We start from the raw sequence: 26,740 nt of genomic DNA, 5'->3' as shown, positions 1-26,740 counted from the left end.
CTCCATGGCCACGCCCCTGCCCGCCGACGCCCTCGTCAGGGCCCTGCGCGTCGAAGGCATCACCGTCGTCGAGCATGACGGCTGGCGCACCCACAACCGCAACCACAAGGGATCCTGGGGGCCGGTCAACGGCGTCATCATCCACCACACCGTGACCACCGGGACCGACACATCAGTCCGCCTCTGCTACGGCGGCCACGCCGACCTGCCCGGCCCGCTTTGCCACGGCGTCATCGCCAAGGACGGCACCGTCCACCTCGTCGGCCACGGCTGTGCCAACCACGCCGGCACCGGAGACGACGACGTCCTGCGCGCCGTCATCGCCGAGAACTACAGCACCACACCGCCCCGCCCGAACGAGAACAACACCGACGGCAACGCCCGCTTCTACGGATTCGAGTGCGTCAACCTCGGCGATGGCGTAGACCCCTGGCCCGACGCCCAACTGGAAGCCATCGAGCGGACCGCCGCAGCGATCTGCCGCGCCCACGGCTGGACGGCGAAGTCCGTCATAGGACACAAGGAGTGGACTAATACCAAGATCGATCCGCGTGGCTTCGGTATGCCCGACCTTCGCGCCCGCGTCGCCTCCCGCCTCGGCAAGAGGCTGACCGGCAACACCCAGACGACAGGCGTCCCGGTCGTGCCACGAGTCAGCCTCGCCCACATCCGCGAAGCCGCTGGCACCGACCCGAGCGCGAAGCAGGGACACACCACCTACAAGGACGAGGTCCTGCGCGTGGAGTACGCCCTGGTCGCCGAGGGCCTCCTCAATGCCAAGTGGGCCGACGGCTCATACGGCACCAAGACCATCGCCGCGTATGCCTCTTGGCAGCGCCGCTACGGCCACACCGGCCGCGACGCCAACGGCATCCCAGGCCGCACCACCCTTACCGCACTTGCCCAGCGCAACGGCTTCACCGTCACCGACTGAACAGGACACCTTACCCATCATGGCCTCAGCATCCCTCTTCACCCCGACGTTCTGGCTCGCCACCGACGAGCGCGCCGTTCGTACTTTCGCCCAGACGCTCCTCGCCGCACTGGGCCTCGACGCCGCAGATCTCCTCGCCCTCCCCTGGGGCCGCGGCCTCGCCCTCGCTGGCATCGCGACCGTGCTCTCCGTCGCCACGTCTCTCCTCACCGTCGGTACGGGCAACGACGGACCTGGTGTCACCGAGACTCCCTACGGCACGAGCCTGACAGCAGGCACAGGCGGCAACCCGTGACCGACGACCAGCCCGCCCCAGTCGTCACCATCACAGCCGCTGAGATGTACGGCGAACTCCGCACCACCCGCGAGAGTGTCAGCCGTATCGAAGGAAAGCTCGACGGCCTCACCGGCATCAACGACCAACTCGACGACCACGAAGACCGCCTCCGCCAACTCGAAGCAAAGCGCTGGCCATGGTCGACCATCGCAGCCATCGCGGCGGTGGCGGCGGTCCTCGTTGCCTACTGGTCGAGTCCGCACCCGTAACGCATGGTGCCCCCGGCTGGCTGATGCCGGACCGGGGGCACTCTTTGGCGTCCCGCGCTACTCGGACTCGTCCTGCGAGTCGAATTCCTCAGCGATCGCCTCCAGCTCACTGTCCGTAAGCTTGTCTTCGAGCAGTGCGCGGACTCGTGCGCGAGATACGTTCGCTGGGGTGTTGCTGGGGGTGGGCATGTTCTGTGGATGTGACCACCAACGCCCAGGGTGCAGCTCGTCCCACGGAGGGCGGGCGCCGGTCTTGCGCCGATTCGCGCCAGGGTCATTGTTGCCGAAGCCGTCCACGACGCTGTTCCAAACCGGCCGGTAGTGGCTGATCATCACACGCTCGGCAAGGCTGACGAATGCCTCGATGGAGACCAGATAGCGGACCTTGAAGTCGGCGACGTCGAGATCGTGAACCTGTTCGATCGAGCGCCGATGCAGGAAGAGCCGATCCCACAACTTCACGCCGGGCCCCTTGGTCTTAGCCCCCTTCCGTACCCCTTCGGGCCGGGCCTGGCCTACGTAGATCGGGCTCAGGCATTCGGGCTGGCTGATCTCCTGGTACAGAGGGTTCGGGCCGCAGTAGTACAGCGCGTAGATGCCGCTGCCGTAGACCGGAGGGATGTCGGCGAGCGGCTCGGGCTTACGAGTCAGGAGCTCGGCCTCCATGCTGCGTCCCAGGTTCTCCAGGTCCAGGGGGTTGAATGGCTCCCGCCGCGAAGCCTCGGCCTGCTTGTGCCAGGCCTTCGACTTGGCGGCCTTTCTCGGGGGTTTCACGGGAGCGGGCAAGGACTCGCCATCGTTCGAGGCTGAGTAGTCGGACAACTGCCCTCCGGAACTGCTGAGTTTGGGTCGGGGAAGCCGGACACGCGTGCCTATTGCTCGACGACGTCTACTACGTCGGTCCCTCGGTAGTACCTGCGTGCGCTCGGGTACTCCTCGGCCTTCCGATACATGATCACGTAGCCGGGCAAGGCGGTGATCTGCCAAGGAGCGGGGAGGTGTGAGGCGGCCAGGCGCAGCACCTTGTCGGCCGTGACCCCCTCCGGCGGGTGAGGGACCTGGATCTCGTCGAAGATCTTGGACGCCTCGTAGCGGAAGACGTACGGAAGCGCTGCCTTCGTAGCGGACAGCAGCGAGGCAAGCGGGACGGTGTCATCTGTCCCCGTGTCGCTCAGCAGCTCAGCGAGTTCGAACTCAAGGTCGATGGGATAGGCCCGATCGAAATGAGCCGCGTCCACCTCGGTCGTGTCGCGGCGCTTGCCAGGGTCGTTGTTCCCGAACCCGTTGTAGTTCCAGGGAACCTCGCCCCGCCCTCGGTGCTTGTTGATCAGGAGTCGCTCGGGTGCGACGGCGCCGAAGTCCTCATCGACGTAGAGGCACGTGAACGACATCTCGGAGAGGTCTATGTTCGTGCGCCCCGAAATCTTCCGGAAGTGCTTCTCGATACGCCGAGGCAGGGATCGGTCCGCCTTGCCGACGTACACGAGGTCGTCGTCCTTGTAGAGCTGGTACACGCCGGGGAGCGGACGAAGCGCCTGGATGTTCTCGAAGGTCAGCGGGGCCGGCGTCAGGTCCTCCAGCGCGGCCGCCAGCTGATCGCCCAGGGCTTTCGTGATGCTCAGCTTGAACTCCGCGTGATTCTCCAGGGACACGACCTCGGCTCCTCCCGTCGAGTGATCGTTATCACTCTAACCGGTGAAGCTGGTGGACATGGGGCGCGATTTCCTTGAAGTGCCTTGAAGATCGCGAACTCCGCGGTATAGTTTCAGCATGTCTGAGCTGCGAAAGAAGCACCCCGAGGTGGGAACCTGCGTCGAGCTGTTCGCTGGCGGTGGCGGTCTCGCCATGGGCGTGCACAACGCCGGCTTCCGCCCGCTCCTCGTGAACGAGTACGCCACGCGGGCGGTCGAGACGCTTCAGACGAACCCCACACCAGATGGCGAGAAGTGGCCTCTCAAGCCCGGTGACGTCCGTGAACTCGTCGACGACTTCAAGGCCCTCGACGGAAAGGTCGACGTCCTGGCCGGCGGGCCGCCGTGCCAGCCCTTCAGCCTCGGCGGCGTACACAAGGGCACGGAGGACAAGCGGAACATGTTCCCCGAGATGTTCCGCGCCATCCAGGAGATGAGGCCGAAGGCGGTCATCTGCGAGAACGTTCGCGGCCTCCTGCGGCCCTCCTTCGAGCCGTACTTCGAGTACATCCTCAACGAACTGCGTCTCCCCTTCGAGAAGCGCGAGAAGGGCGCCTCGTGGGAGGACCACAACGATGGCCTGAAGAAGAAGCTCGCCAACGATGAGGTGCCGGCCTCGGAGCGCTACTTCGTCAAGCACATCCCGGTGAACGCGGCGGACTACGGTGTCCCGCAGATCCGACAGCGCGTGATCATCGTCGCCTTCCGCGCCGACCTCGGCGTGAATGACACGAACTGGGAGACCTTCGAGCCTAAGCAGACCCACTCAGACGAGGCTCTGATTCACTCCATGCGCGAGGGCGGGGAGTACTGGGCGCGGCATGACTATGTCGACGACGACGCCAAGGCTCGCGCCATCGCGAATCTGCCGGAACTCGACTACGACAACCCCAAGACCAAAGCGAAGCTGGAACTCCAGCCCTGGCGTACGCTGCGCGACGCCATTCAGGGGATCGACGAGTTCGAGGGGCGTCCGTTGCCGTTCGTCGAGGTCGACGACGTCGAGAACAAGCGCCAAGTGGGCGAGATCTCCGACCACTTCGGCTGGCCGGGAGCCCGCGTCTACACCGGCCATACCCCGAACCTTCTCGACCGGCCGGCCAAGACCGTCAAGGCGGGGGTGCACGGGGTACCAGGTGGCGAGTCGGTCATGCGGATGGACAACCCCACATTCAACGGCACCGGGTACCGATACATGACCGTACGGGAGACCGCCCGCGTCATGACCTTCCCCGACGAGTGGCAGCTCGCTGGGCCGCGCGGCGAGAAGATGCGGCAGCTTGGCAATGCCGTGCCTGTGAAGCTCGGAACGGTCTTCGCCAACGCGGTAGGCGCCGCTCTCCGCTCTGTGGGAGCCCTGGAGCAGTCCGGCAGGAAGCGATGACGCAGGCGGCGGTCGGGAAGCAACGGGGGTGGAACGATCGGCTGCCGCCAGAGAAGGCGTACAAGCCGCGCTCGGGACTGTCCCGGGATAAGCGGACGGCGGAGCAGGACAAGGCGGCAGGTGGACGCTACCACCGTGCCGTTCCCCTTGAGGAAGGCCGATACGCGCGGGCGTCGATCATGCTTCGGCTGTATCGGCGCACCCGGCGGATTCGGGCCTATCTGCGCTGGTCGGTCAGCGGCGAGACGGAGGAGCGCTACGTCTGTGACGTCGATGAGCCCACCCGCGCCGCCAACCTCGCGCTCGCCTGGAGCAAGGCTCGCACGGCGGGCATGGTCGTTGATGAGCCGCTGCCGGAGGACTCCTCCGCCACCTCGATGTCGGTCCGCGCCGTCATGGCCGCGAACAAGGGCAAGGACACCAAGCCCGAGCGGCTCCTACGCTCCGCCCTTCACCGCAAAGGACTGCGTTACCGAGTGGGTGTCCGCCCCCTGCCGGACCTTCGTCGTACGGCGGATGTGGTGTTTCCCAAGGCTAGGGTTGCCGTCTTCGTGGACGGATGCTTCTGGCATGGTTGCCCGGAGCACCACAGGCCGGCCAAGAAGCGTGGCGAATTCTGGCAAGACAAGATCAAGGGAAATCGTGACCGTGATGCCGCAACCAATGTCGCGCTTCGTGAGGCGGGTTGGACGGTTGTGAGAGTCTGGGAACACGAGGACGTCGACGAGGCCGCCGAGCGGATCAGGGGGATCGTCGCTGCGGATCACTGACGGAGTGGCTCTGCCAGCACAAGCATTTGCCCCGTCCACGGCTTCGGCCGTGGGCGGGGCGTTCTTCTGCCTTCTCCAGGACGCTCAGAGGTCGTTTGCGGGAGCCCGGGCGGCGAGCACCGGAATGGAAGCGATCTTCTCCGCGTCCAGGTGCTCCCACACCAGCCCGGTCGGTCGGTGAGGCGACTCACAGGAGATGACCTCTTCGGGAGTGACGATCAAGTCCACCCCGAAATCGTGATCAGTCGCCGGGAGCTCCTCGTCCAGCACCTGAAGTGGGTGAACCGTCGACACGACCATCGTCCGGTCGCTGATCAGTCCCGCCTCCATCAGAAACGCGAACTCCAGGTCCGAATACCCGGCTCCCTTGCCGATGCGCACGCCGGCTCGGTTCACGGCGACACTGCCGACGACCACCATGTCGACGGGTTGGAGATCAGCTACATCGACCCGGGGAGCTACGGTTGCCGCAACCTTGCTGGAGGCCGCCTCCAGCGGAGGAACAGAGAGGGCCGCCGGATCGAGGAGGTAGAAGGGACGCGAGTCGGCCAGCTTCGGCACCGCCATGAACACGGTTTTTCCCTCGGTGAGCGCGCGAGCCCGGACGGGCAGCTGCGCCTTGTCTGGCACGGCCTTGATGACGCGCGCGTCGCGCCAGGCCGGCAGTTCGGCTAGCCGAACTGCGGAGGCCTCGGATCCCTTGAAGTTCGGGATACGGCCGTGCGCCGTCGCATCCAGGACGGCGCCCTCCGCGTCGAGCAGATCCCAGACGCGCTCGCGTACTCGTTGCTTGTCCTGGTCCACATGTGTACGCACGTCGGGCTCCTTCATGCCGTGGTCGTCACGTCGCTTCCATCAACGCCATCAGCCGGTCCTGCGCGTCCTGCACCGCAGGCTCGTTGCGCCATGGGCGCATCTCTCGGGCGGCTCGGAAGACGATGTTCATCCCACCACCTCCGCGCGTGCCATGCAGTTCGCTTACAGCGTCGTTGAAACCGGCGAGTGCGGCGTCCAGATCTCCGTCCCGAAGTCGAGCCAGCGTGAGGTTGCCAAGGACGATCCCCCGGGACTTGCGCCTGTCGTGCAGCTCGGCTGCGGTCTGGGCGAGGAACTGCTCGGCTTTACGGTAGTCGCCGAGCGATAGGTAGCACGATCCGGCCAAGCGGCCAAAGTGCGTGGGTGAGAACAGATCGTGGGCCACGTCCGCACCGTGCGCTTGGCCCAAGTGTTTCTCGGCGCCCGCCAGAGTACGTTCGCACTCGACTGCCTCCCCCAGATAGGCATGCGCCTCCGCGGCGTGCAGCATGGCCAGCCCCGTCAGGACGTGGCTGGTGTATCGGGCCGTACGGGCTGCCTGGAGCGCCAAGTCCAGACCCTCCCGATAGTCACTAGCCCCGTACAGGGCCACGTAGCAGGTTCGTAAGAGCGCGTGCCCTTCCGCGTTCGGATCGCCGAGATGGCGAGCCACGTCCACGCTTTGCGCGTAGTACGAGCGGGCCGTCGCGTGGTCCTTCCGCTGCGAGGCATCCCAGACGAGCTGCCCCATGAAGGTCGCCGCATCCGCCTGGAGGATCCGCATCTCGCGCTGAACCCGCCCGGGCGGGGCCTCTCCGGCGAGGAAGGCAACCTTGCTCGCGTGCTCGCCGGCACGGGCCAGCAGCGTTGCGGAGGGTACGCGGTCGTAGCGCTCGCCCAGGGAGGTCATTCCGTCCCGGAGTTCAGCCACGGTTGAGAGATCCACACGGGACGGATGGCGCATCGCGTACTCCGTGCGCTCCGCGAGGGGTTGTTCGTCTGCGGATGAGACCGCAAGGAGCTCGCTCAACTCGTCGGTGCTTACCTGAAGAACTTCCGCCAGTCGCGGCCGAATCCATGGCTGGGGCGCCACTTTCCCTGACTCCCAGCGCCCGATTGTGGACCGCTCGACCCGAAGCACCTCGGCGAGGCCCTCCTGCGTGAGGCCCACCGCCCGGCGGCGGCGTACCAAGCCGTGCCGTTTCAGAGCCATGGAGCGATCTCCCCGCCTAGTTCTTTGTGATTCCCGAGGGCAAAACTCCCCTGGTCATGCCCGGTGATGCGTCATGAATGCCTCATCCATGCGCCAATTCTGCTCTGGTTCGCGGCGGCTGGGAGCGGTTCCGTAGAGCTCCACCGAACGGGTTAGGCGCCCCACGCGCCACCGCATCCGGGACGGAGAACGTCATGGCACCATCCCCGCAAAGCCTCTGGCAACAACCGCCACGGCAAAGGGCGTTCGGCCATGACGCGTCGTCCGTGGGTGAGGCGCGGTAGTTCGCCGTGCAAACCCTTGACGACTGGGGCATCACCGACCGCGTCGACGATGTCCGGCTCTGCGTATCGGAGTTGGCCACCAACGCCCTGCTTCACGACACTGTCGGCAGTGGCGACATCCTCGTCCGGCTCAGAGCCGCCGACCATCTCGTGCGGGTCGAAGTGCGTGACAACAGCTCTGCTCTGCCCGAGCAGTGCTTCCCGGACGACGAAAACCCCACCGGGCGCGGGCTTCTGCTTGTGGCCGCATGTGCTGACGGCTGGGGCGTCGACAGACGCGCAGCACAAGGTCGTGTGGGCCGATTTCAAGATCGATACAGCCGACGCGATGAAGGTGATCGTGTGCTGACGCCCTCCCGCCCGAGCGGCCTCTGGGTGCCCGAGGCACAGAGGGACGACGTTGAGGCCCCTCTGACCATCCGTACATGGATCGGTGCCGACCCACGCGGCCAAGAGATCGGCTTTGTCCTCCTGACTCATCCGCCTACGCCCTCCCATGACGCTGCACCTGCGGTCATCCATCAGCGCATGAGGGCACTGGCCTTCGCCGCCGGACTCCGCACTCCCGATCGACCCCTCGCCGACTTGGGCACATGCCTGACAGCCTGGGAGGGTGCCGTACGTCTTCGGCTCGTACGCATCAACAAGTGGCTCTCACTCCCCACGCACGAGTGCTGGAGACGGCTGCTCCTCACACGCCTTGAAGCCGCGCTCGTCATCGGCTTGGTCCCGCTCGATGTGCAGGCCGCCGCAGAAGAAGCCGACCGCTATCTCGACAGATGCCTTCACCACGGCGACCTCATGGTCGGCCGCGTGCACGCCGAGTGTGTGGTGGGCGAGACAGTGGCCGGACAGGAGCTGGCGAAGTGATCCGTGACTTCATCGGGTGCCTGGCTATTTGGTTAGGGCCTGGGTTCTGCCGGACCTGGCGCACCACCGTCCGCCGCATCACTGCTGGCCTGACTCCGCCCCCGCTGCCGAGGCCGCGAAACGTTCTGCCGACGCCCGCTCCGTACGCCCGTCGTCCCGTGCCGAAGCACGTGCGGGAGCGACTCCGTCCCTTGGACGGGCAGGCCGTTGCCCTTGTATGCCCGTACGTGATTGCTCACGAACAGCGCATCCAGCACCAGCGCCTCACTGCGCACTACCACGCCATACGGCGCCATCGATCAAGCCGAGTCGGTCCTCCGTAACGGCTGCCTTCAGATCCCCCACCGCCCAGGGAGGAAGCCCATGCACGAACTGATTGCTAGCCCGTTCCTCGACGAGTACCTCGTCGTACGCCCCGGCGACGACAACGGGGTGCAGATCTCGCTCGCCCGGTACCTCGAACTGAGCAAGGCCGCGAGCACGGGCGCTGCGGCGCCGCACTGGCTCGTCGACGGCGCACGCCAGGCATGGGGGCTCGACCTCCCGGAACACCGACCCCTACGCGATGCCGTCCTCGTACGCGCTCCCTCCCCGTACGGCATGGCCCGCGCGTCCTACGAGATCAACAAGGGCTGTGACTACGACTGCCCGCACTGCTACCTCGGATTGAAGAGGTTCGAGGGGATGTCGTGGGCCGACAAGGTCCGGCTACTCGACATCATGCGTGACGCTGGCGTGCTGTGGCTTCAGATCACGGGCGGCGAGCCACTGATCGATCGCGAGTTCCCCGAGGCGTACTCGTACGCCTATGACCTCGGCATCATGCTGACGATTTCCACCAACGGATCACAGCTCCACAAGCCGAAGATCCTGGAGACCCTCACCGAACGCCCGCCCCATCACCTGTCCCTCAGCGTCTACGGAGCGACCGAGGAGACCTACGACGGGTTCACCCGCAACCGAGGCGCGTTCGGCCGCTTCATCCGCGGACTTGACGCCGCGCGCGAGGCCGCTCTGCGCTTGCAGTTGAACATCGTCATCACGAAGGACAACGCCGACGAGTTCGCCGCCATGGAAGCGCTCGGCGAGCGCTACGGGCAGGTGTTCGTGTTCACCAACATGTCGCCCACCATCCAGGGTGACGCGACTCCGATACCCGAGCAGGCCGCCAAGTACCTGCGCAAGCGGAAGCCGTTCACCGGCTGCAACGCCGGACACACCTTCTTCCACGCCGACCCGTTCGGCCACGCGTCCATCTGCAAGATCGGCCGCGACCCGCACATCCCGCTGATGCAGGAAGGCATCGAGGGACTCAAACGCCTCGGCGGCATCGCCGACGGCCTACAGCTTCGCACCGGGGGCTGCGCCGGCTGCGCGTTCGGCCAGAAAGACGCTGACGGCAACCCGGGCGGCTGCACCACCTGCCGCCCCATGGCCAAGCTCTACCAGGAGGCGAAGGCACCACGAAATATGTACTGCCAGCATCCCGACCCCGAACCAGTGAGGTGAACCATGGCAACCGCCATCGAGCCCCGCACCACGGAACAGACCCCGCCCGCCACCCTGGGGCCCGTCCTCGTCGCGATCTCCCCTCGGCCGACAGCCGCCCCCGGACCGCTCCCGGTCGCGATCACGTCCCGGCCGATCGCTGACGACGAGTTCCGGATCACTAAGGAGATCGGCACGTTCTCCGAGAGCCTCGGCTGCTCGTGCCAGGCCGACGACGACCAGCCGTACTAAACCCCACACGCACCACAGGGCCGCCCCGCCCGAATAGGGTCGGGGGCGGCCCGCCCGTCCACCCCCAGGAATCCGACATGCCAGTAGACCGCATCCACTGGGACGACCTACCGCTCGCCGCACGCGACGCCGTCGAGCGGCGCACCGGACCGGTAGTTCGCGCCCGGTCCGCCGACGCGGGCGCGAACTCCGGCATCGCCGCCACTGTCCAGACCGCCGCCGCGACCCAGTTCGTCAAGGGCGTGCCCACCGATCACCCCCAGGCTCGGACACAGCAGCGCGAGGCCACGATCAACCCGTACCTACCGCCGTCATGTCCCCGGCTGCTGTGGCACGTACAGGCCGCCGGATGGGACCTGATCGGTTACGAGCGCATCGTCGGGCGTCACGCCGACTACGCCCCCGGCTCCCCCGATCTGCCGCTCGTCGCCCGCGCCCTGGTCGAACTACAGAACACGCCATGCCCCGATATCGAGCTGAAGCGTGCCGAGGACCGATGGAGCGGCTACGCGGGCCGCGCAGGCGTCGAGCAGCTCGCCGGCGACACCCTGCTGCACACTGACCTCGCCCCGCACAACATGCTCGTGACCGACCGCGCCCACCTGATCGACTGGGCATGGCCTACCCGCGGTGCGGCATGGATCGACCCCGCCGTACTCATCCTGCGACTCATGGAAGCCGGCCACACTGCTGAAGCCGCGGACGCGTGGTCACGCGGACACTTCCCGTCATGGGAAGCAGCCCCGCACGCATCCGTCGCCGCGTTCTCCGAGGCGAACGCCCGTACCTGGGACGAGATCGCCCGGAATGACCCGCAGGACTGGAAAAAGCACATGGGCCGACTCGCACATGCCTGGGTTACCTACTGGCGCACCCACTAGTCACCGCCCGCCGGGGACTCAGCGTTGCCTGACACGCACCAGCAGGCCGATAGGGTCCCGACCGCATCAGGTACGCCGGGAGGGACCCCGATGGCTACACGGGTCGGAGGTTGATGGAGCCGCCGCGCGGAGGGCCGCCGCGATTCGAAGGGTCTCCTCAGAATCAGAAGCCGCCAGCACGGCTCGGTGGAGACGGTTCCAAACTCCGTCCGCCGACCAGACGCGGAAACGATGCTGCGCCGTGGTCCTCGATACACCGAAATCCGTAGGCAGCTCGCGCCATGTACGGCCCGACCCGCGCACGTAGACGATGGCGGCGAACACGTCCGAGTGGTCGAGGTTCTGCCGCACGCCGTTCTCGTATCGCAGCTTCGGCGTCGGCAATAGAGGGCGGGCAATCTCCCAGAGCTCGTCCGGGACGACCCGGCGTCGGTGCTCCGTGGCCATACTCGGCTAACGGGGTTCCTGGGACGGGACACGGTCCGCCGCCCGATCGAGGTCGGATGAGTTCCGCCTTCCGGAGGCCCGGACGTCGGCTGAAAGCCAGGAGCCCTATATGGAAGCGCTCGTTCCCCCGCGTTTCCTGGGGAGTCTCTGGGGAGTTCGGGGAGTCTGTGGGGAGTGCGAGCCCGCAAAACCCCGCACCCCCGTCAACGCCCTGAAACGCATGAAACACCAGGTCAAAGCGTTTCAGGGCGCCGACCCCAAGGTCACCGCACCCAGGTCCGGGCTAAGAGGGGGGAGGCTCGGACCGTCCGCCCGCGGAGAGGGCCAGGTCAGAGGCGTGTCTCAGGCAGCCGCCTCGTCCAGGGCCCGCAGCACGTCCGCGACCAGATCTTCGGGATCCTCGGCCCCGACGGAGAAGCGGATGAATCCTTCCGGTACGGCGTCGCCGCCCCACCGTCCGCGCCGTTCCGCCGTGGACCGTACGCCGCCGAAGCTCGTCGCGTCGTCGACCAGCCGCAGCCCGGCCAGGAAGCGCTCGGCCCATTCCCGGTCGGGGAGCACGAACGACACCACGGAACCGAAGCGCCGCATCTGCTGGGAGGCGATGCGGTACGAGGGGTCGCCGGGCAGGCCGGGGTAGCGCAGCCCGTCGACGTCGGCGCGTGTCTCCAGCGCCTGTGCCAGTGCCAGCGCTCCGGCGCACTGCCGGTCGACGCGCAGCTGGAGCGTGGCCAGTGAGCGGTGCGCGAGCCAGGCTTCCATCGGCCCGGGAATCGCCCCGACGACCTTGCGCCAGCGCCGTACTCCCGCCGCCAGTTCCGGATCCCCGCTGGTGACATGGCCGAGCAGGATGTCTCCGTGGCCGGTCATGCCCTTGGTGTCACTGGCCACTGAGAAGTCCGCGCCCAGTTCCAGCGGCCGCTGCCCGAGCGGCGTGGCGAGGGTGTTGTCGACGGCGACCAGCGCGCCCGCGGTGTGCGCCGCCCCGACCAACCGCCGGATGTCGCAGACGTCGAGGCCGGGGTTGGACGGTGTCTCGATCCAGAGCAGCCGCGCCCCCTCCAGGACGCGCAGTTGGGCATCCGCGCCGGTCGGCGCGGTCCTTACCGTCACGCCGTACGCCTCCAGGCGTTCCCGGAGCAGCGGCAGTGCCTGGTAGCCGTCGTCCGGCAGGACGATCGCGTCACCGGCCCGCAGTTGGGAGAAGGCCACCGCGGAGATCGCCGCCATCCCGGAGGCGAAGACGACGGTCTCGGCCGGCTCCCCCGGGGCCTCCAGCTCGCTGATGGCGCGTTCCAGATGGGTCCAGGTCGGGTTGTCGTCCCTGCCGTAGGTATATGGGCCGGTCGGTTCGCCCGGCAGGTGGTAGTGGGCGGCGAAGACCGGCCCGGGCAGGGGCGGTTCGTACTTCACGGGGTCGGGCAGTCCTGCCCGTACCGCTCGGGTGCCGTCCCCGATGCTCATACCGTCTCCTGGCTCGCTCATGCCGCTCTCTCGGTCGCGTTCCGCACGGCGGCGAGCAGCCCTTCGCCGGCCGCCTCCACCAGCTCCAGGCACTCCTCGAACTCGGCCCTCCCGCCGTAGTAGGGATCGGGTACGCCGAGATCGCCGGACGGTTCGCCCGAGGCGTCGAGGGAGAGGTCGTAGGAGCGCAGCAGACGCACCTTCGCCGCGTCCTCGGGCGTCGGTGCGAGGCGCCGCAGCTCGCGCAGATGACCTTCGTCCAGCGCGATCACCAGGTCGAGCCGCGCGAACCACGAGGCATGGAACTGCCGTGCCGTGTGGTCGCTGTCATAGCCGTGCGCGTCGAGTACGGCGACGGTGCGCGGGTCGGCGCCGTCACCTTCGTGCCAGCCGTCGGTGCCCGCGCTGTCCACCTCGACCAGGCCGTCGAGGCCGGCTTCCGTCAGCCGTGCGCGGAAGACGGACTCGGCGATGGGCGAGCGGCAGATATTGCCCGTGCAGACGAAGCAGACGCGATACGGAGAGGTCATGGGGGCGCTCAGTCCTTGCCGTCGGGGAGGACGACGTTCAGCGCCCACGACACGATCGAGATGATCAGACCGCCGAGCACGGCCGTCCAGAAGCCCTCGACATGGAAGCTCAGGTCGAGCTTGTCCGCGAGCCACGACGTCAGCAGCAGCATGAGGGCGTTGATCACCAGCGTGAACAGCCCGAGCGTCAGGATGAACAGCGGCAGTGTCAGCAGCTGCACCACCGGCTTGACTATGAAGTTGACCACGCCGAAGAGCAAGGCGACGAGCACCAGCGTCAGGGCCTTCTTGCCGGTGCTGTCGCCGGTCAGCGTGATGTTCTGGATGAGCCAGATCGCGACTGCCAGGGCACCCGCGTTGGCGATCGTCTTGACTAGGAAATTCATCATGTGTCTGATCGTGGCATGAAGGCATTCCGACTGGATGAGCTGGAGGCGGAACGTGCCGCCAACGACGGGGCGTATCTGCAGTTTGTGCGGGAACGCAACATGTCTGTGGGCCTGTACGCGCTGGACGCCGGCGCGAGCGACCCACAGCAGCCGCACCGGCAGGACGAGGTGTACTTCGTCGTGAGCGGCCGCGCCTCCCTCACCGTCGGGATGGAGACCACGCAGGTCAGCAGGGGAAGCGTGGTGTACGTACCGGCCGGAACCGCGCACAAGTTCCATCACATCACCGAGGACCTGCGGGTGATGGTCGTGTTCTCCCCGCCCGAGGGCTGACCCCCGACCCTCAGGACCGCCTCAGGGTCGGATCAGGGGAGATCGGGGGCCGCGGGCCCGCCGCTGCCGCTCCCTCGCCTCTAGCATCGAGGGAGCAGAATGGATACACGGACTCTCGGCGAAGCGAGGTAAGGACGATGGCGGTTCGGGACGTACTCACAGGGCTGCCCTGGTGGGTGAAGTGGATCGCGGTTCCCGTGATCGTCCTTGTCGTGTTCGGCGGACTGATCACGACGGTCATCTCCATCGTGGTCGGTCTCCTCTTCAAGGTGCTGATCCTGGTGGCGCTGGTCGGTGGACTGGTTTATGTCGTACGGAAGTTCATGTCCTCCTCATCCTCTTCGTCACGCGGCGACTGGTAGGGCTCCCGGTGGGCTCCCGGCTCGAACGGCCGTTAGCCCGCGCGGGGGAAAGGTGAAGAGGAAACCATCCCTCGCCCCGGGCTGCCCCTAGAGTGGCAAACCACTGCCGCGCCCTGGGAAAACACCATCGACGATCGCGCTGACCATTGGTTTGTGCGATTTTTCTGGGCGGGGCCACAAGGTTCCTCGGGTCCGCCTCAAGGTTCCTTCGGTCCCTCGGGTTCCCTCAGGGGTGCGGCGGGCGCGCGGGGGCGGCCCCCGCGGGCGGGCTCGCGCCCGTCAGCACGCCTGGGGGTGACCTATGGCCACAGCTACACGTACCGCAGCCCCAACTCTGATCGGTTCGGTCCAGCGAGCGCTGCGACTTCTGGAGTCGGCGAGCTCCCATCCGGACGGGGCTCCCGCGAAGCAGCTCGCACGCGAGGCCGGGCTGCCGCTTCCCACCGCCTATCACCTGCTGCGCACCCTGGCCCACGAGGGCTATCTCCGCCGTGAGAAGGGCGTCTTCCTGCTCGGCGACGCCGTACAGCGGCTGGCACACGGTGACGGCCAGCAGAATCGTCGCAGCAAGATCACCGAATCGCTTGGCCGATGGCACGACGCCACCGGCCTCCCGGTGTACTTCGCGATCTACGACGACGGAGAGATCGATCTCGTCTCCGTGGCGGACAGCCCCGCGGCCCCGGCGGTCGCCCATGGCGCGGACATCCGCGAGACGGGGCACGCGCACGCGCTCGGCCAGTGCCTGCTCAGCCGGCTCGACGAGGAATCCCGCCGCGATCATCTGGACCGCTATCCCGTCCGCCCGCTCACGCCCTACTCCGTGCCGGACCGCCGGACGCTGCTGGAGCGCCTGGGCTCACTGCCACCGGCCGAGCCGGTGGTGGAGCGCCAGGAGTATCGACTCGGTACCGTCTGCGCGGCCGTACCGATCCAGGCCGGGGACAGCGCGGGCTCAGTGGCCATTTCCGTACCCCTCCATCAACAGGAGCGACTGCTCCCGGCGATCGAACGGTTACATGGAGAGATCAAATCGCTGGCGAGCTCTCTCGCCTTCTCTATCAGTATCTGAAAAATTACTCCTTGTGATCTGCTAGCGCTTACAGGACGATTGCGTCAAGGGGATCCACGGGATCATTCCCAGCCACTGCTTCATCTACTCCGGAGTGCACGATGCGCGAGTCGGTCCAGGCCGAGGTCCTGATGAGCTTCCTCGTCTCCGAGGAGCTCTCGTTCCGAATCCCGGTGGAACTCCACTACGAGGTGAGGGATCCCTATGCCGTGCGGATGACCTTCCATCTGCCCGGCGATGCCCCCGTGACCTGGACTTTCGGCCGCGAGCTGCTGCTCGACGGAATCAACACGCCCAGTGGGGACGGCGATGTGCATATCGCGCCGACCACTCCGGAGGAACTCTCCGACGTCCATATGCGGCTCCAGGTCGGCGACGACCACGCCCTCTTCCGGGTCAGTGCGGCGCCGCTGGTGGCCTTCCTCGACCGTACGGACCGGTTGGTTCCGCTCGGTCAGGAACGCACGCTCAGTGACTTCGAGGGCAATCTGGAGGAGGCGCTCGGCCGTATCCTCGCCGAGGAGAACGCCGGCTGACCCGGCCGATCCCGCTGAGCGGCAGTCCGGCCCCGCCTGGTCACTTCTTGCGCCGGCGTCCCCTGCCACCGAGCTTGCGGGTCAGTGCGTTCTGTCCCGGCACCGAGGGGGACGCGGCTGAACCCAGTCCAGGCCCTGAACCCTCACCGGGCACGGAATCCGGTTCGTACGGGGAAGCCGACCCGGGCCCCGGCCCTGTGGGCGCCGGATACGGGGCCATGGTGGGCGCCTCCGGAGCCTGCCGGTCGGCGGAGACCACCAGCGCCGCCAGCGCCGTCGTGACCGGCACCGACGCGACCAGGCCGATCGAGCCCACCAGCGTCCGGACGATCTCCTCCGCCACCAGCTCGCTGTTCGCGACCGTTCCCATGCTCGACTGCGCGATCGAGAAGAGCAGCAGAAGCGGCAGCGCCGCGCCCGCGTAGGCGAGGACGAGCGTATTGACCACCGAGGCGATATGGTCCCGGCCGATCCGGATGGCCGCCCGGTAGAGCGCGCGCGGCCCCATGGACGGATCCGCCTGACGCAGCTCCCAGACCGCCGAGGTCTGGGTCACCGTCACATCGTCCAGCACGCCGAGCGAACCGATGATCACGCCCGCCAGGAGCAGACCGCTCATATCGATCTCGGGATACAGGCCGTGGATCAGTCCGGTGTTGTCATCGGTGTTGCCGGTCAGGCTCGCCCAGCCGATGAAGACCGACCCCAGCAGTCCGATCAGCAGCAGCGAGATCAGCGTGCCCAGGACCGCGACCGAGGTGCGCGCCGTCAGACCATGGCAGAGATAGAGGGCGATCAGCATGATCGCGCTGGCCCCGACGACCGCCACGATCAGCGGGTTCGATCCCTCCAGAATCGCGGGCAGGATGAAGAGCGTCAGAATGGCGAACGAGGCGATGAGCGCGACCAGCGCCATGATGCCCCGCATCCGCCCCACCACGACCACGACGAGCGCGAAGATCCCGGCCAGCAGCGTCAGTGGGAACTTACGGTCCACGTCCGTGACGGAGTACTGGAGATCACGTGGCGCATCGGGGGCGTATGCCACCACGACACCCTGTTTCACGTGAAACTGCCGCGGCGCATCGGGCTGGACAACCTCGACGAAGGTGCGCCCCTTCTCCTTGCCGGTCGTGACCTCGACCGTGGCCTTCTTGCACTCCCCGGTCTCCGCCTGCTGCGCCTCGCGCCCCTGGGGTTTGGTGAGGTCGCCCGTCGACGGGAGCTGGGAGGCGTTGACGTCCTTGCAGTCGACCCGTTCGATCCGTACGACCTGGCCCTGTTCCGTCTGCCGGTCGAAGCCCACACCGGTGCGCTCGTGTGCTGGGGTGCTGCCCGGCCAGAGCAGGGCAAGACCGACGGCCACGGCGGCCGCGAACGGAATCAGGACCGCCGCGATGACCTTGCGGAGGTGCAGGGAGACCGGAGCGGCCGGCCCATGGCTGTGCGAGTGGCCGTGCGCTTCGTGAGTCTGCTGGGGAGGGGTCACCGACCGATCATCGCAAGAAGGAAGGGGCCCTCTGTTCAGCACGCCGGATATGACGCTAGCGTGGAGGCAACCTTTGCACACGCGGGAGCTCGGAGCACCGGGCTGAGAGGGCGCTGACTGTGTGGTCCCGGGGGTTCTTCCCGGACACCTGCGCTGCGCCGACCGCTGAACCTGTTACCGGGTAATGCCGGCGTAGGGAGTAGGTCTCATGACCGTTCAGGACGCGCATCCGTCTGCCTCCGACTCGGGGAGTACGAGCGAGGCCGGAAAGTCCATCGGCTGGCACAAGGGATATGTCCAGGGTTCACGCCCGGACCTCCGGGTGCCGGTCCGCCACGTGCATCTCACCAACGGCACGGACGTGACGCTGTACGACACGTCGGGTCCGTACACCGATCCCGGCGTCGAGACCGACGTACGCCGGGGTCTCGCACCGCTGCGCGAGAACTGGATCATCGGTCGCGGCGACACCGAGGAGTACGCGGGTCGGCCGGCCCGGCCCGAGGACGACGGGCTCAAGCACACCTCGCCACGCGGGGGGCTGCTCCGGAGCGGATCGACCGATCTGCGGGGCCTCGACGCGGTCTTCCCCGGTCGGCCGCGCCAGCCCAGGCGGAGCCGGAACGGGCAGCCGGTGACGCAGCTCGCGTATGCCCGACGCGGTGACATCACTCCGGAGATGGAGTACGTCGCGATCCGCGAGAACGTGTCTCCGGAGGTCGTTCGCGAGGAGATCGCCGCCGGACGGGCCGTGCTACCGGCCAATGTCAATCACCCGGAGATCGAGCCGATGATCATCGGCAAGAGGTTCCTGGTGAAGGTCAACGCCAATATCGGCAATTCCGCCGTCACTTCCTCCATCGAGGAGGAGGTGGAGAAGATGACCTGGGCGACGCGTTGGGGCGCGGACACGGTCATGGACCTCTCGACGGGCCGCAATATCCACACCACCCGGGAGTGGGTGCTGCGTAACTCCCCCGTGCCCATCGGCACCGTCCCGCTGTACCAGGCGCTCGAAAAGGTGGATGGCAAGGCCGAGGAACTGTCCTGGGACATCTACAAGGACACGGTCATCGAGCAGGCCGAGCAGGGCGTCGACTACATGACGGTGCACGCCGGAGTGCTGCTGCGTTATGTGCCGCTGACGGCCCGTCGCAAGACGGGCATCGTCTCGCGCGGTGGTTCGATCATGGCCGCTTGGTGTCTCGCGCACCACAAGGAGTCGTTCCTGTACGAGAACTTCGAGGAGCTGTGCGAGATCCTCGCGGCCTACGACGTGACGTACTCCCTGGGTGACGGGCTGCGGCCCGGTTGTATCGCGGACGCCAACGACGAGGCGCAGTTCGCCGAGTTGCGCACGCTGGGCGAGCTGAACTCGACCGCGAAGCGGCTGGGCGTACAGACGATGATCGAGGGCCCGGGGCATGTCCCGATGCACAAGATCAAGGAGAACATCGACCTTCAGCAGGAGATCTGCGAGGAGGCGCCGTTCTACACGCTCGGCCCGCTGACGACCGATGTGGCTCCGGCGTACGACCACATCACCTCCGGCATCGGCGCGGCGATGATCGCGTGGTGGGGCACGGCGATGCTCTGCTATGTCACGCCCAAGGAGCATCTCGGCCTGCCGGATCGCGATGATGTGAAGACCGGTGTCATCACATACAAGATCGCGGCGCACGCGGCGGACCTCGCCAAGGGGCATCCGGGGGCGCAGGAGTGGGACGACGCGCTGTCCGACGCCCGGTTCGAGTTCCGGTGGGAGGACCAGTTCAATCTGGCTCTCGACCCGGACACGGCACGGGAGTTCCATGACGAGACATTGCCGGCCGAACCGGCGAAGACGGCGCATTTCTGCTCGATGTGCGGCCCCAAGTTCTGCTCGATGAAGATCTCGCAGGACATCAGGCGCAGGCACGGCGGTGAGATGGAGCCGGCCGGGACGGGGTCCGCCGGGATGGGGCCCGCAGAGATCGAGGCGGGCATGGCGGAGAAGTCCAAGGAGTTCGCCGCGGCGGGCAACCGGGTGTATCTGCCGCTCGCGGACTGAGCGAGCGGCCGTCACCGCGTGGACCGGGCACTGGCCGGGGGCTACTCCGGCCGGTGCTCCGGGCCGCCGAAGTCGGGGCTGGAGAAGTCCGGGCTGCTGAACGTCGGGCGCTGGCCGGCGGTCGAGCCCTCGTCCGGGCTGGAGAAGTCCGGGCGGCTGTAGCCGATCTTGGGCAGATGCTTCGCCGGCTGCCCCTGGCGCGGTGCGGGCGGGGTGGCCGGGGTGGCCGGGGTGCCAGCGCTCGGGTCGGCCAGCGCCGATCGCAGGAAGGGCAGGATGCCACGCTCCAGCAGGGCCTCGCGCCAGGCCTCCCGCGCGCGGGCCACCTCGTCGGGCAGTTCGCCACCCCACGGTTCCTCGGCGGGGAGCTGGGTCGCGGTATTGCGCAGGGCCGTGACGAGCAGACCTACCGCGGCGACCAGGAGGCCGACGACGGTCACGGCGGCGAAGAACCACCCGACCGCGACCATGCTGCGGGCGAAGGCGGGCGGCGGGCTGAGCGCCTTGAGGAGGTAGCCGACAAGCAGGAAGATCACCGCCGCGGTGCCGCCGAGGACCGGGGCGAGCACGGCGACAACGGCCGCGAGCCCCGCACCGGCGTCCGGAGCCTCGCTCCCCGCCGGGGTCGAAGCGACGTCCTGGACCGAGGAGGGAGAGGGCGCCGGTGAGCGGAATTCCTCGCGGACCTTCGCGAAATGCTCGTACTCCGGGGCGGCGGACGTGGTGATCAGCGCCGTGGCGCTCAAGGCCATCGTGCGCAACTGTTGGCTGGTGAGCCGCTGCCCGACCGCGGAGAGTTCCGCATGGTCATGGGTATGGCGCAGTGCCTCGTCGAGGATTCGCTCGAAATCCGCGCGATCCTCGCTCAGCAGGTGTGGAGCGCTGTTCATGTGCATCCCCCGATGCTCCGTAGGGCCGGTTCGCCCGCGTGGGACGGGCAGTTGGCGGAAACGGAGGAGAGCCTGCTACGGATAAGGCGATGGTAGGGCTGTTGTGGCGGGGCGTGACAGGGGGTTTGGGGAATTCACCTGTCACACATCGATTCAGCCGTTCAACGGAAGCTGTACGACCAGCAGCTTTCCCGCCATGGTGACGCCGCCGTCCATCGCGATGGCGAGTCCATCGGCATATACGTGTGGCCCTTCCACCACCGGGCCCGTGTCGCCTTCGTCGTCCGAAGCGTCTTCTGTACCGACTTCGCCGAGCAGATAGGGAATGGGGCTGTGTCCGTGGACGACGCGCTGTCCGCCGTACTGGGACAGCAGTTCGCGGACGGCCTGCGGCCCGCCGTCGTCACGGAACGCGAAGCGTTTGGTGAGCTTGCGGAACAAATCCCAGCATTCGTCGGCGTCATTGCGGGTGAGGATCTGATGGACGGTGTCGTTGACGTCCTCGATGGAGGATCCGTAGTCGAGATAAGCCGTTGTGTCGGAGTGCATCAGCAGATGCTCGTCCTCCTCCACAACCGCGTCGAGCCGGGACATCCACTGTAGATGGACGTCCTGGAGGCGCTCCATGTCGGTCCGCTGGCCGCCGTTGAGCAGCCAGGCGGCCTGGAAGGTGGCGGTGCCCGCGCCTGAGCTGACGGGCGTGTCGCCGAATCGCTTGGCGCCGATGAGCAGCAGTTCGTGATTGCCCATCAGGGCCTTGCAGTAGCCGCCGGCCGCCGCGGCCTCCGCGGAGAGCCGCATCACGAGGTCGATGACACCGATGCCGTCGGGGCCGCGGTCGGTGAAGTCGCCGAGGAACCAGAGCCGCGCGTTGCCCGCCGCCCAGTGGCCATCGGCGTCGATGAGGTCCTGCGCGGCCAGCGCGGCGACGAGTTCGTCGAGATAGCCGTGCACATCGCCGACGACGTAGAGCGGGCCGCGGCCATCGGGCGCCGACGGCTCCACGGGGTCGACCCGTACCTGGACGGTGTCCTCCCGGTTGATCACCGGGAGGTCGCGCTCGGTGGGGGTGTAGCCCTCCGGCGGTTCGTGGTCCGGGATCGCGTTGCCGGGATGCCCGGACGGGCCGTCGGCCGGTGTGCCGGACGGTCCGGGCTCTCCGGACTGCACGGGAACCTGCGCGTACGGCGGTACGCGGAAGTCGCGCAACGTCGCCGTCCGCACCACGGGTTCCTCGCCGGCCCCCTGTGTCATCGACCCCTCCACCACCGTCGCGCCGCCGTACACCTGTCGGGCCCGCCGGGCTGGATGGGGGTGAGCCCATCGCAGGTAGGACGAGGTCCGTGGTGTCGTGCGCCCATCATAGGAACGCCGCTCCCGCTCTGTGACGCACCAGGGGGGAGAATTCGGCGGGACCTCGGGTTCAACGGCTGTTTTCACGCCGATCGCCCGAATTGCGAAAAGGTCTGGTCCTTCTTCCGGCCTCTGGGGCGGCGAGTCTCCGGCACCGTTCGGCGCGTCGCCGAGGCTGTTCGGCGAGTTTCCGAGACTGTTCCGGCGAGTCGTGGGACCGCCCGACGACCTCCGGGACCGTACGGCGGTCTCCGGACCGCCCGACAGCTCTCCGGAGCCGCTCCACAGGCCCGGGGACCGTACCGTCCGTTGTCCTCGGGCCTCGGGCCTCGGTCAGTCGCCCGCGGGAGACCGGGGCGCGCTGACCGTGGTGCGCGGGGGCCGCCGTTGGGAAGAGGTCCGGATGATCAGTTCGGTCGGTATCACCTGCTCGACCGGCCGGCCGTTGTCGATCCCCTCGATGGCGTCGATCAGGAGCTGGATGACGGCGGTGCCGATACGGCGCGGCTTGAGCGAGAGCGTGGTGATGGGCGGTTCGGTCGCGGCGTACACCGTGGACTCACTGCAACAGACCAGTAGCAGATCCTCGGGGACGCGCAACCCGTAGCGCCGGGCGGCGGCGAGCAGGTCGGTGCCGTTGGGGTCGAAGAGACCGTAGACGGCGTCGGGGCGGTCGGGGCGGGCCAGCAGCCGGTCGGCGGCGACGGCCCCGGCGCACGGGTCGTGGGCGGGATAGGACTCGTAGACCGGGTCCTGGCCGACGCGCTCGCACCAGTGCAGATAGGCGGTGGTGGAGAGCCGGGTGTAGGTGTCCGTGGTGGTGCCGGTGAGCAGGCCGATCCGGCGTGCTCCGGCAGCGGCGAGATGGTCGAGCAGTTCGAGGACGGCCGCCTCGTGGTCGTTGTCGACCCAGGCGGTGACGGGGAGGGTGCCCGCGGGCCGGCCGTCGGAGACGACGGGAAGGCCCTGGCGGACGAGTTCGGTGACGACGGGATCATGGTCGGAGGGGTCGATGACGACGGTGCCGTCGAGGGCGACGTTCGACCAGACGTCATGGCGGGAGGTGGCGGGGAGGATGACGAGGGCGTAACCGCGGGCGAGCGCGGCGGAGGTCGCCGCCCTGGCCATCTCGGCGAAGTAGGCGAACTCGGTGAAGGTGAAAGGTTCATCCCCGTACGTGGTCACGGTCAGGCCGATGAGTCCTGACTTGCCGGTACGGAGGGTTCGGGCCGCGGCGGAAGGCCGGTAGCCGAGGCGTTCCGCGACTTCTCGGACATGGCGTCGGGTGGCGTCGGGTAACCGTCCCTTGCCGTTGAGCGCGTCCGAGACAGTCGTGATGGAGACACCGGCTGCGGCGGCTACGTCCCGGATGCCCGCCCGACTTTGCCGGCTGCCCCGGCGGGTTGTGTCCGTCCGGCTCACCTGGTGTTTCCCTGCTGCTGTCATGGCGAGCCGATAGTAGGGCGCTGAGGGGCGGTGGGGCCGGTCGCATATGCACCCGGCAGCAGGCACGTTTCTGCATGATCAAAAATAATCAACGTGCTTGGAAAACAAGGAGGTTGGCGGGTTTCGCATTGGTCTGCCATGCAAGGAGCGGCATGGACCTGTCGAAGGGCCCATGTTTCGAAGAGGTCTCAACTCACCTCTACGAGGGATGCGCGCCACGGCGCGGGCCACCGGCGCGCGCCAGGAAGGCAAGCGCGCCCCACCCCTGCGGGCTTTCCCGGTGCCCGCCATTCGCAGGGGCCCCGAATCCTCATAAGGTGAGCAGTATTGAAGATGTAAGGACCCGTGAACGGCCGAGGAGGACCTGCGGTGAGCGAGACGAGCCCCAAGCTGCGTGCCGAGCTGGACGGCATCCCCACGTACAAGCCGGGCAAGCCCGCGGCGGCCGGCGGACCCGTGGCGTACAAGCTGTCCTCCAACGAGAACCCCTATCCGCCGCTGCCCGGGGTCATGGAGCAGGCGATCTCGGCCGCGGGCGTCTTCAACCGCTACCCGGACATGGCGTGCACCGGCCTGATGAACGAGCTGGCCGACCGCTTCGGGGTACCCGTCTCGCATCTGGCCACCGGCACCGGCTCGGTGGGCGTCGCCCAGCAGCTGCTCCAGGCCACCGCGGGCGCCGGTGACGAGGTCATCTACGCCTGGCGCTCCTTCGAGGCGTACCCGATCATCACGCAGATCTCGGGCGCCACGTCGATAAAGGTGCCGCTGACCGCCGGCGAGGTGCACGACCTGGACGCGATGGCTGAGGCGATCACCGACAGGACACGGCTGATCTTCGTCTGCAACCCGAACAATCCGACCGGGACGGTGGTGCGCAGGGCAGAGCTGGAACGCTTCCTGGACCGGGTGCCCGGGGATGTGCTGGTGGTGCTGGACGAGGCGTACCGCGAGTTCATCCGGGCCGCCGGGGGCGGCGACGGTGCGGTTCCGGACGGGATCGACATCTATCGCGACCGGCCGAACGTGGCCGTCCTGCGTACCTTCTCCAAGGCGTACGGGCTGGCCGGTCTGCGGGTCGGCTTCGCGGTCGCCCATGAGCCGGTCGCCGCCGCGCTGCGGAAGACCGCGGTTCCGTTCGGTGTGAGCCAGATCGCCCAGGAGGCGGCGATCGCCTCGCTGCGCGCCGAGGACGAGCTGCTGGGGCGGGTCGGCTCGCTGGTCGCCGAGCGGGAGCGGGTCTACCGGGGGCTGGTCGGGCAGGGCTGGACCGTGCCCGAGACACAGGCCAATTTCGTATGGCTGCGGCTGGGCGCGCGCACGCTGGACTTCGCCGCGGCGTGTGAGGCCTCCGGCGTGGTCGTACGGCCGTTCGCGGGCGAGGGCGTACGGGTCACGGTCGGCGAGAACGAGGCCAATGACCTCTTCCTGCGGACGGCCGAGGCGTTCCGCAAGGAGATGTAGTCCGAGCCGGAGCCGGAGCCGGAGCTGGGATCCGGAAGCCGGGATCCGGAGCTTCGGACGCGTGGGGCGGTCTCTTCGAGGCCGCCCTTCGGCGTTCCCAGGGGCCTCCTCCTGGGCGTTCCCACGGGTCTCTCCGTGGAGGGGACCCCCCACGCGAAGATCCGCAAGGCTGTGCGACATAATGCTTGTGAATGTGAACGCTTTCACAAGCGTGTCCCGGTTCCTGGCGTTACGCCCAGGGCAAATGGGACAGGCCGCCGTCGTGACCACGGCGATGTGATGTAAGGAGAGATGACGTGGACCTTGCTCTGGCGCCGGAGACCCTGGCGCGATGGCAGTTCGGCATCACCACCGTCTACCACTTCCTCTTCGTCCCCCTGACGATCTCGCTCGCCGCGCTCACCGCGGGGCTGCAGACCGCGTGGGTGCGCACGGAAAATCCGAAGTACCTCAAGGCCACGAAGTTCTGGGGCAAGCTTTTCCTGATCAATATCGCGATGGGTGTCGTCACCGGCATCGTGCAGGAGTTCCAGTTCGGAATGAACTGGTCCGACTACTCGCGGTTCGTCGGAGATGTCTTCGGAGCCCCGCTCGCCTTCGAGGCGCTGATCGCCTTCTTCTTCGAGTCCACCTTCATCGGGCTGTGGATCTTCGGCTGGGACAAGCTGCCCAAGAAGATCCATCTGGCCTGTATATGGATGGTCTCGATCGGCACGATCCTGTCCGCGTACTTCATCCTCGCGGCCAACTCCTGGATGCAGCATCCGATCGGCTACCGGATCAACAAGGAAGCCGGGCGGGCCGAACTCACCGACTTCTGGGCGGTGCTCACCCAGGACACGGCGCTCACGCAGTTCTTCCACACGCTCACGGCCGCCTTCCTCGTCGGTGGCGCCTTCATGGTCGGTATCGCGGCCTTCCATCTGGCCCGCAAGCGCCATATCCCGGTGATGCGGACCTCACTGCGTCTCGGCCTGATCACCGTCATGGTGGCCGGACTCCTCACCGCGGTCAGCGGCGACACCCTCGGCAAGGTCATGTTCAAGCAGCAGCCGATGAAGATGGCCGCCGCCGAGGCGCTCTGGGACGGCGAGGCGCCCGCGCCGTTCTCCCTGTTCGCCTACGGGGACGTCGACAAGGGGCACAACGAAGTCGCCATCGAGATACCCGGGATGCTCTCCTTCCTCGCCAACAACGACTTCACCTCGCATGTCCCCGGTATCAACGACATCAACAAGGCCGAGCAGGAGAAGTTCGGCCCCGGCGACTACCGGCCCAACATCCCCGTCGCCTACTGGTCATTCCGCTGGATGATCGGCTTCGGCATGGCGTCCCTGGCCATCGGCGCGCTCGGGCTCTGGCTGACGCGCAAGAAGTTCCTGCTGCCGGCCGCTCTGCGGACCGGCGAGGACGAAGTGCCGAATCTGGTGCTCTTCCGGAACAAGGCGCTCAGCCCGAGATTCGCCAAGTGGTACTGGATCACCGCGCTCTGGACGCTGCTCTTCCCGCTGATCGCCAACTCCTGGGGCTGGATCTTCACCGAGACGGGACGCCAGCCATGGGTCGTGTACGGAGTGCTGCGCACCGCCGACGCCGTCTCCCCCGGCGTCTCCCAGGCGGAGGTGCTCACTTCGATGATCGTCTTCACCCTGCTGTACGCGGTGCTCGCGGTCATCGAGGTCAGGCTGATGGTCAAGTACGTCAAGGCCGGGCCGCCGGAGCTCACGGACGCCGACCTCAACCCGCCCACCAAGATCGGCGGCGACCATACGGACGCCGACCGGCCGATGGCCTTCTCGTACTGAGG

At 67.4% G+C, this 26,740-nt stretch carries 28 protein-coding genes and 1 pseudogene; 17 read left to right on the top strand and 12 right to left on the bottom strand.

Annotation, left to right across the window (positions count from 1 at the left end):
* The first annotated feature begins 4 nt into the window (after positions 1–4).
* Genes ABTZ59_RS08775 through ABTZ59_RS08765 form a run of 3 tightly spaced genes read left to right on the top strand, consistent with a single transcriptional unit; the run spans position 5 to position 1,480 of the window.
* Positions 5–934 (top strand): peptidoglycan recognition protein family protein, encoded by a 930-nt coding sequence (locus tag ABTZ59_RS08775; RefSeq protein WP_351392843.1) that lies wholly within the window; start codon positions 5–7, stop codon positions 932–934.
* 19 nt (positions 935–953) lie between these two features.
* Positions 954–1,229: a holin gene (locus ABTZ59_RS08770; protein WP_351392841.1), complete on the top strand. Its 276-nt coding sequence runs from the start codon at positions 954–956 to the stop codon at positions 1,227–1,229.
* Positions 1,226–1,480: a hypothetical protein gene (locus tag ABTZ59_RS08765; RefSeq protein WP_351392838.1), complete on the top strand. Its 255-nt coding sequence runs from the start codon at positions 1,226–1,228 to the stop codon at positions 1,478–1,480. Before ABTZ59_RS08770 ends, ABTZ59_RS08765 begins: the two co-directional genes overlap by 4 nt.
* Positions 1,481–1,537: 57 nt before the next feature.
* Here the strand turns inward: ABTZ59_RS08765 and ABTZ59_RS08760 are convergent, their stop codons facing one another.
* Positions 1,538–2,302 (bottom strand): Eco29kI family restriction endonuclease, encoded by a 765-nt coding sequence (locus ABTZ59_RS08760; RefSeq protein ID WP_351392836.1) that lies wholly within the window; start codon positions 2,300–2,302, stop codon positions 1,538–1,540.
* Positions 2,303–2,352: 50 nt separating this feature from the next.
* Positions 2,353–3,132 (bottom strand): Eco29kI family restriction endonuclease, encoded by a 780-nt coding sequence (locus ABTZ59_RS08755; RefSeq protein WP_351392833.1) that lies wholly within the window; start codon positions 3,130–3,132, stop codon positions 2,353–2,355.
* A 118-nt stretch (positions 3,133–3,250) separates the two neighbouring features.
* Between ABTZ59_RS08755 and ABTZ59_RS08750 the strand changes: the two genes are divergently transcribed.
* On the top strand, positions 3,251–4,555 hold the full coding sequence (locus ABTZ59_RS08750; protein WP_351392831.1) for a DNA cytosine methyltransferase: 1,305 nt from the start codon (positions 3,251–3,253) through the stop codon (positions 4,553–4,555).
* A complete protein-coding gene (locus ABTZ59_RS08745) occupies positions 4,552–5,325 on the top strand; it encodes a very short patch repair endonuclease (RefSeq protein WP_351392828.1) in 774 nt (257 codons plus the stop codon). Before ABTZ59_RS08750 ends, ABTZ59_RS08745 begins: the two co-directional genes overlap by 4 nt.
* Before the next feature lie 84 nt (positions 5,326–5,409).
* Here ABTZ59_RS08745 and ABTZ59_RS08740 read toward each other — a convergent pair whose 3' ends face one another.
* A complete protein-coding gene (locus ABTZ59_RS08740) occupies positions 5,410–6,156 on the bottom strand; it encodes a 5-formyltetrahydrofolate cyclo-ligase (protein ID WP_351392825.1) in 747 nt (248 codons plus the stop codon).
* A 10-nt stretch (positions 6,157–6,166) separates the two neighbouring features.
* Positions 6,167–7,333, bottom strand: a complete 1,167-nt coding sequence (locus tag ABTZ59_RS08735; RefSeq protein ID WP_351392823.1) for a helix-turn-helix transcriptional regulator — start codon at positions 7,331–7,333, stop codon at positions 6,167–6,169.
* Positions 7,334–7,623: 290 nt separating this feature from the next.
* Here ABTZ59_RS08735 and ABTZ59_RS08730 point away from each other — a divergent pair.
* The 5 genes and pseudogenes from ABTZ59_RS08730 to ABTZ59_RS08710 all read left to right on the top strand — a co-directional run.
* Positions 7,624–7,884 (top strand): annotated as a pseudogene (locus ABTZ59_RS08730) (ATP-binding protein); the annotation flags it as partial.
* Positions 7,885–8,145: 261 nt separating this feature from the next.
* A complete protein-coding gene (locus ABTZ59_RS08725; RefSeq protein WP_351392958.1) occupies positions 8,146–8,487 on the top strand; it encodes a hypothetical protein in 342 nt (113 codons plus the stop codon).
* A 363-nt stretch (positions 8,488–8,850) separates the two neighbouring features.
* On the top strand, positions 8,851–9,996 hold the full coding sequence (locus tag ABTZ59_RS08720) for a radical SAM protein (protein WP_351392821.1): 1,146 nt from the start codon (positions 8,851–8,853) through the stop codon (positions 9,994–9,996).
* A 3-nt stretch (positions 9,997–9,999) separates the two neighbouring features.
* Positions 10,000–10,227, top strand: a complete 228-nt coding sequence (locus tag ABTZ59_RS08715; protein WP_351392818.1) for a hypothetical protein — start codon at positions 10,000–10,002, stop codon at positions 10,225–10,227.
* A gap of 77 nt (positions 10,228–10,304) precedes the next feature.
* Complete coding sequence (locus ABTZ59_RS08710) at positions 10,305–11,108, top strand: aminoglycoside phosphotransferase (protein ID WP_351392814.1); 804 nt, start codon at positions 10,305–10,307, stop codon at positions 11,106–11,108.
* 66 nt (positions 11,109–11,174) lie between these two features.
* Here the strand turns inward: ABTZ59_RS08710 and ABTZ59_RS08705 are convergent, their stop codons facing one another.
* From ABTZ59_RS08705 to ABTZ59_RS08690, 4 genes are all read right to left on the bottom strand, one after another.
* Positions 11,175–11,555: a transposase gene (locus tag ABTZ59_RS08705; RefSeq protein ID WP_351392811.1), complete on the bottom strand. Its 381-nt coding sequence runs from the start codon at positions 11,553–11,555 to the stop codon at positions 11,175–11,177.
* A gap of 342 nt (positions 11,556–11,897) precedes the next feature.
* The gene (locus tag ABTZ59_RS08700; RefSeq protein WP_351392808.1) at positions 11,898–13,019 is read right to left on the bottom strand and encodes a cystathionine gamma-lyase; all 1,122 of its coding nucleotides are present in this window, start codon (positions 13,017–13,019) and stop codon (positions 11,898–11,900) included.
* Between the two features lie 17 nt (positions 13,020–13,036).
* Positions 13,037–13,549 carry a low molecular weight protein-tyrosine-phosphatase gene (locus tag ABTZ59_RS08695; protein WP_351392804.1) on the bottom strand — a complete coding sequence of 171 codons (513 nt, stop codon included), beginning with the start codon at positions 13,547–13,549 and terminating at the stop codon, positions 13,037–13,039.
* An 8-nt stretch (positions 13,550–13,557) separates the two neighbouring features.
* Positions 13,558–13,938, bottom strand: coding sequence for a phage holin family protein (locus ABTZ59_RS08690; protein WP_351392801.1), 381 nt, complete (start codon positions 13,936–13,938; stop codon positions 13,558–13,560).
* Positions 13,939–13,953: 15 nt separating this feature from the next.
* On the opposite strand from ABTZ59_RS08690, the gene ABTZ59_RS08685 reads away from it, so the two are divergent.
* The 4 genes from ABTZ59_RS08685 (at position 13,954) to ABTZ59_RS08670 (ending at position 16,241) form a co-directional block, all read left to right on the top strand.
* Positions 13,954–14,271 (top strand): cupin domain-containing protein, encoded by a 318-nt coding sequence (locus ABTZ59_RS08685; protein WP_030349859.1) that lies wholly within the window; start codon positions 13,954–13,956, stop codon positions 14,269–14,271.
* Between the two features lie 137 nt (positions 14,272–14,408).
* Positions 14,409–14,633 (top strand): DUF5326 family protein, encoded by a 225-nt coding sequence (locus ABTZ59_RS08680; RefSeq protein WP_326611436.1) that lies wholly within the window; start codon positions 14,409–14,411, stop codon positions 14,631–14,633.
* Between the two features lie 301 nt (positions 14,634–14,934).
* Entirely contained in the window at positions 14,935–15,705 is a 771-nt protein-coding gene (locus tag ABTZ59_RS08675; RefSeq protein ID WP_351392796.1) for an IclR family transcriptional regulator, read from the top strand.
* A 101-nt stretch (positions 15,706–15,806) separates the two neighbouring features.
* Positions 15,807–16,241, top strand: a complete 435-nt coding sequence (locus tag ABTZ59_RS08670) for an SsgA family sporulation/cell division regulator (RefSeq protein WP_351392793.1) — start codon at positions 15,807–15,809, stop codon at positions 16,239–16,241.
* A 40-nt stretch (positions 16,242–16,281) separates the two neighbouring features.
* Here ABTZ59_RS08670 and ABTZ59_RS08665 read toward each other — a convergent pair whose 3' ends face one another.
* Positions 16,282–17,730, bottom strand: coding sequence for a YibE/F family protein (locus ABTZ59_RS08665; RefSeq protein WP_351392791.1), 1,449 nt, complete (start codon positions 17,728–17,730; stop codon positions 16,282–16,284).
* Between the two features lie 208 nt (positions 17,731–17,938).
* On the opposite strand from ABTZ59_RS08665, the gene thiC reads away from it, so the two are divergent.
* A complete protein-coding gene (thiC, locus tag ABTZ59_RS08660; RefSeq protein WP_351392788.1) occupies positions 17,939–19,780 on the top strand; it encodes a phosphomethylpyrimidine synthase ThiC in 1,842 nt (613 codons plus the stop codon).
* A gap of 41 nt (positions 19,781–19,821) precedes the next feature.
* On the opposite strand, the gene ABTZ59_RS08655 is transcribed toward thiC, so the two are convergent.
* The 3 genes from ABTZ59_RS08655 to ABTZ59_RS08645 all read right to left on the bottom strand — a co-directional run bounded on the left by ABTZ59_RS08655 (position 19,822) and on the right by ABTZ59_RS08645 (position 23,469).
* On the bottom strand, positions 19,822–20,676 hold the full coding sequence (locus tag ABTZ59_RS08655; RefSeq protein ID WP_351392785.1) for a hypothetical protein: 855 nt from the start codon (positions 20,674–20,676) through the stop codon (positions 19,822–19,824).
* A gap of 147 nt (positions 20,677–20,823) precedes the next feature.
* Entirely contained in the window at positions 20,824–21,924 is a 1,101-nt protein-coding gene (locus tag ABTZ59_RS08650; protein ID WP_351392782.1) for a metallophosphoesterase, read from the bottom strand.
* Between the two features lie 432 nt (positions 21,925–22,356).
* On the bottom strand, positions 22,357–23,469 hold the full coding sequence (locus tag ABTZ59_RS08645) for a LacI family DNA-binding transcriptional regulator (protein WP_249951504.1): 1,113 nt from the start codon (positions 23,467–23,469) through the stop codon (positions 22,357–22,359).
* A 369-nt stretch (positions 23,470–23,838) separates the two neighbouring features.
* Here ABTZ59_RS08645 and hisC point away from each other — a divergent pair, with 369 nt between their 5' ends.
* Positions 23,839–24,933, top strand: coding sequence for a histidinol-phosphate transaminase (hisC, locus tag ABTZ59_RS08640; protein ID WP_351392777.1), 1,095 nt, complete (start codon positions 23,839–23,841; stop codon positions 24,931–24,933).
* A gap of 296 nt (positions 24,934–25,229) precedes the next feature.
* The gene (locus ABTZ59_RS08635) at positions 25,230–26,738 is read left to right on the top strand and encodes a cytochrome ubiquinol oxidase subunit I (protein WP_249951506.1); all 1,509 of its coding nucleotides are present in this window, start codon (positions 25,230–25,232) and stop codon (positions 26,736–26,738) included.
* Positions 26,739–26,740 lie beyond the last annotated feature (2 nt).

Origin of the sequence: Streptomyces sp. NPDC094034 (genome assembly GCF_040303865.1) — a bacterium.
In the GTDB taxonomy this organism is placed as follows: Bacteria; Actinomycetota; Actinomycetes; order Streptomycetales; family Streptomycetaceae; genus Streptomyces.
The sequence above is the reverse complement of the archived record's forward strand: the minus strand, read 5'-3'. Positions and strand labels throughout refer to the sequence as shown.

What these genes read in the sequence shown, in the direction of transcription:
- ABTZ59_RS08775 (WP_351392843.1), top strand. Translation starts at nt 5, where the DNA reads ATGGCCACGCCCCTGCCCGCCGACGCCCTCGTCAGGGCCCTGCGCGTC.
- ABTZ59_RS08770 (WP_351392841.1), top strand. Translation starts at nt 954, where the DNA reads ATGGCCTCAGCATCCCTCTTCACCCCGACGTTCTGGCTCGCCACCGAC.
- ABTZ59_RS08750 (WP_351392831.1), top strand. Translation starts at nt 3,251, where the DNA reads ATGTCTGAGCTGCGAAAGAAGCACCCCGAGGTGGGAACCTGCGTCGAG.
- ABTZ59_RS08745 (WP_351392828.1), top strand. Translation starts at nt 4,552, where the DNA reads ATGACGCAGGCGGCGGTCGGGAAGCAACGGGGGTGGAACGATCGGCTG.
- ABTZ59_RS08740 (WP_351392825.1), bottom strand. Translation starts at nt 6,156, where the DNA reads ATGAAGGAGCCCGACGTGCGTACACATGTGGACCAGGACAAGCAACGA.
- ABTZ59_RS08735 (WP_351392823.1), bottom strand. Translation starts at nt 7,333, where the DNA reads ATGGCTCTGAAACGGCACGGCTTGGTACGCCGCCGCCGGGCGGTGGGC.
- ABTZ59_RS08725 (WP_351392958.1), top strand. Translation starts at nt 8,146, where the DNA reads ATGAGGGCACTGGCCTTCGCCGCCGGACTCCGCACTCCCGATCGACCC.
- ABTZ59_RS08720 (WP_351392821.1), top strand. Translation starts at nt 8,851, where the DNA reads ATGCACGAACTGATTGCTAGCCCGTTCCTCGACGAGTACCTCGTCGTA.
- ABTZ59_RS08715 (WP_351392818.1), top strand. Translation starts at nt 10,000, where the DNA reads ATGGCAACCGCCATCGAGCCCCGCACCACGGAACAGACCCCGCCCGCC.
- ABTZ59_RS08710 (WP_351392814.1), top strand. Translation starts at nt 10,305, where the DNA reads ATGCCAGTAGACCGCATCCACTGGGACGACCTACCGCTCGCCGCACGC.
- ABTZ59_RS08705 (WP_351392811.1), bottom strand. Translation starts at nt 11,555, where the DNA reads ATGGCCACGGAGCACCGACGCCGGGTCGTCCCGGACGAGCTCTGGGAG.
- ABTZ59_RS08700 (WP_351392808.1), bottom strand. Translation starts at nt 13,019, where the DNA reads ATGAGCATCGGGGACGGCACCCGAGCGGTACGGGCAGGACTGCCCGAC.
- ABTZ59_RS08695 (WP_351392804.1), bottom strand. Translation starts at nt 13,549, where the DNA reads ATGACCTCTCCGTATCGCGTCTGCTTCGTCTGCACGGGCAATATCTGC.
- ABTZ59_RS08690 (WP_351392801.1), bottom strand. Translation starts at nt 13,938, where the DNA reads ATGATGAATTTCCTAGTCAAGACGATCGCCAACGCGGGTGCCCTGGCA.
- ABTZ59_RS08685 (WP_030349859.1), top strand. Translation starts at nt 13,954, where the DNA reads ATGAAGGCATTCCGACTGGATGAGCTGGAGGCGGAACGTGCCGCCAAC.
- ABTZ59_RS08680 (WP_326611436.1), top strand. Translation starts at nt 14,409, where the DNA reads ATGGCGGTTCGGGACGTACTCACAGGGCTGCCCTGGTGGGTGAAGTGG.
- ABTZ59_RS08675 (WP_351392796.1), top strand. Translation starts at nt 14,935, where the DNA reads ATGGCCACAGCTACACGTACCGCAGCCCCAACTCTGATCGGTTCGGTC.
- ABTZ59_RS08670 (WP_351392793.1), top strand. Translation starts at nt 15,807, where the DNA reads ATGCGCGAGTCGGTCCAGGCCGAGGTCCTGATGAGCTTCCTCGTCTCC.
- thiC (WP_351392788.1), top strand. Translation starts at nt 17,939, where the DNA reads ATGACCGTTCAGGACGCGCATCCGTCTGCCTCCGACTCGGGGAGTACG.
- ABTZ59_RS08655 (WP_351392785.1), bottom strand. Translation starts at nt 20,676, where the DNA reads ATGCACATGAACAGCGCTCCACACCTGCTGAGCGAGGATCGCGCGGAT.
- ABTZ59_RS08650 (WP_351392782.1), bottom strand. Translation starts at nt 21,924, where the DNA reads ATGACACAGGGGGCCGGCGAGGAACCCGTGGTGCGGACGGCGACGTTG.
- ABTZ59_RS08645 (WP_249951504.1), bottom strand. Translation starts at nt 23,469, where the DNA reads ATGACAGCAGCAGGGAAACACCAGGTGAGCCGGACGGACACAACCCGC.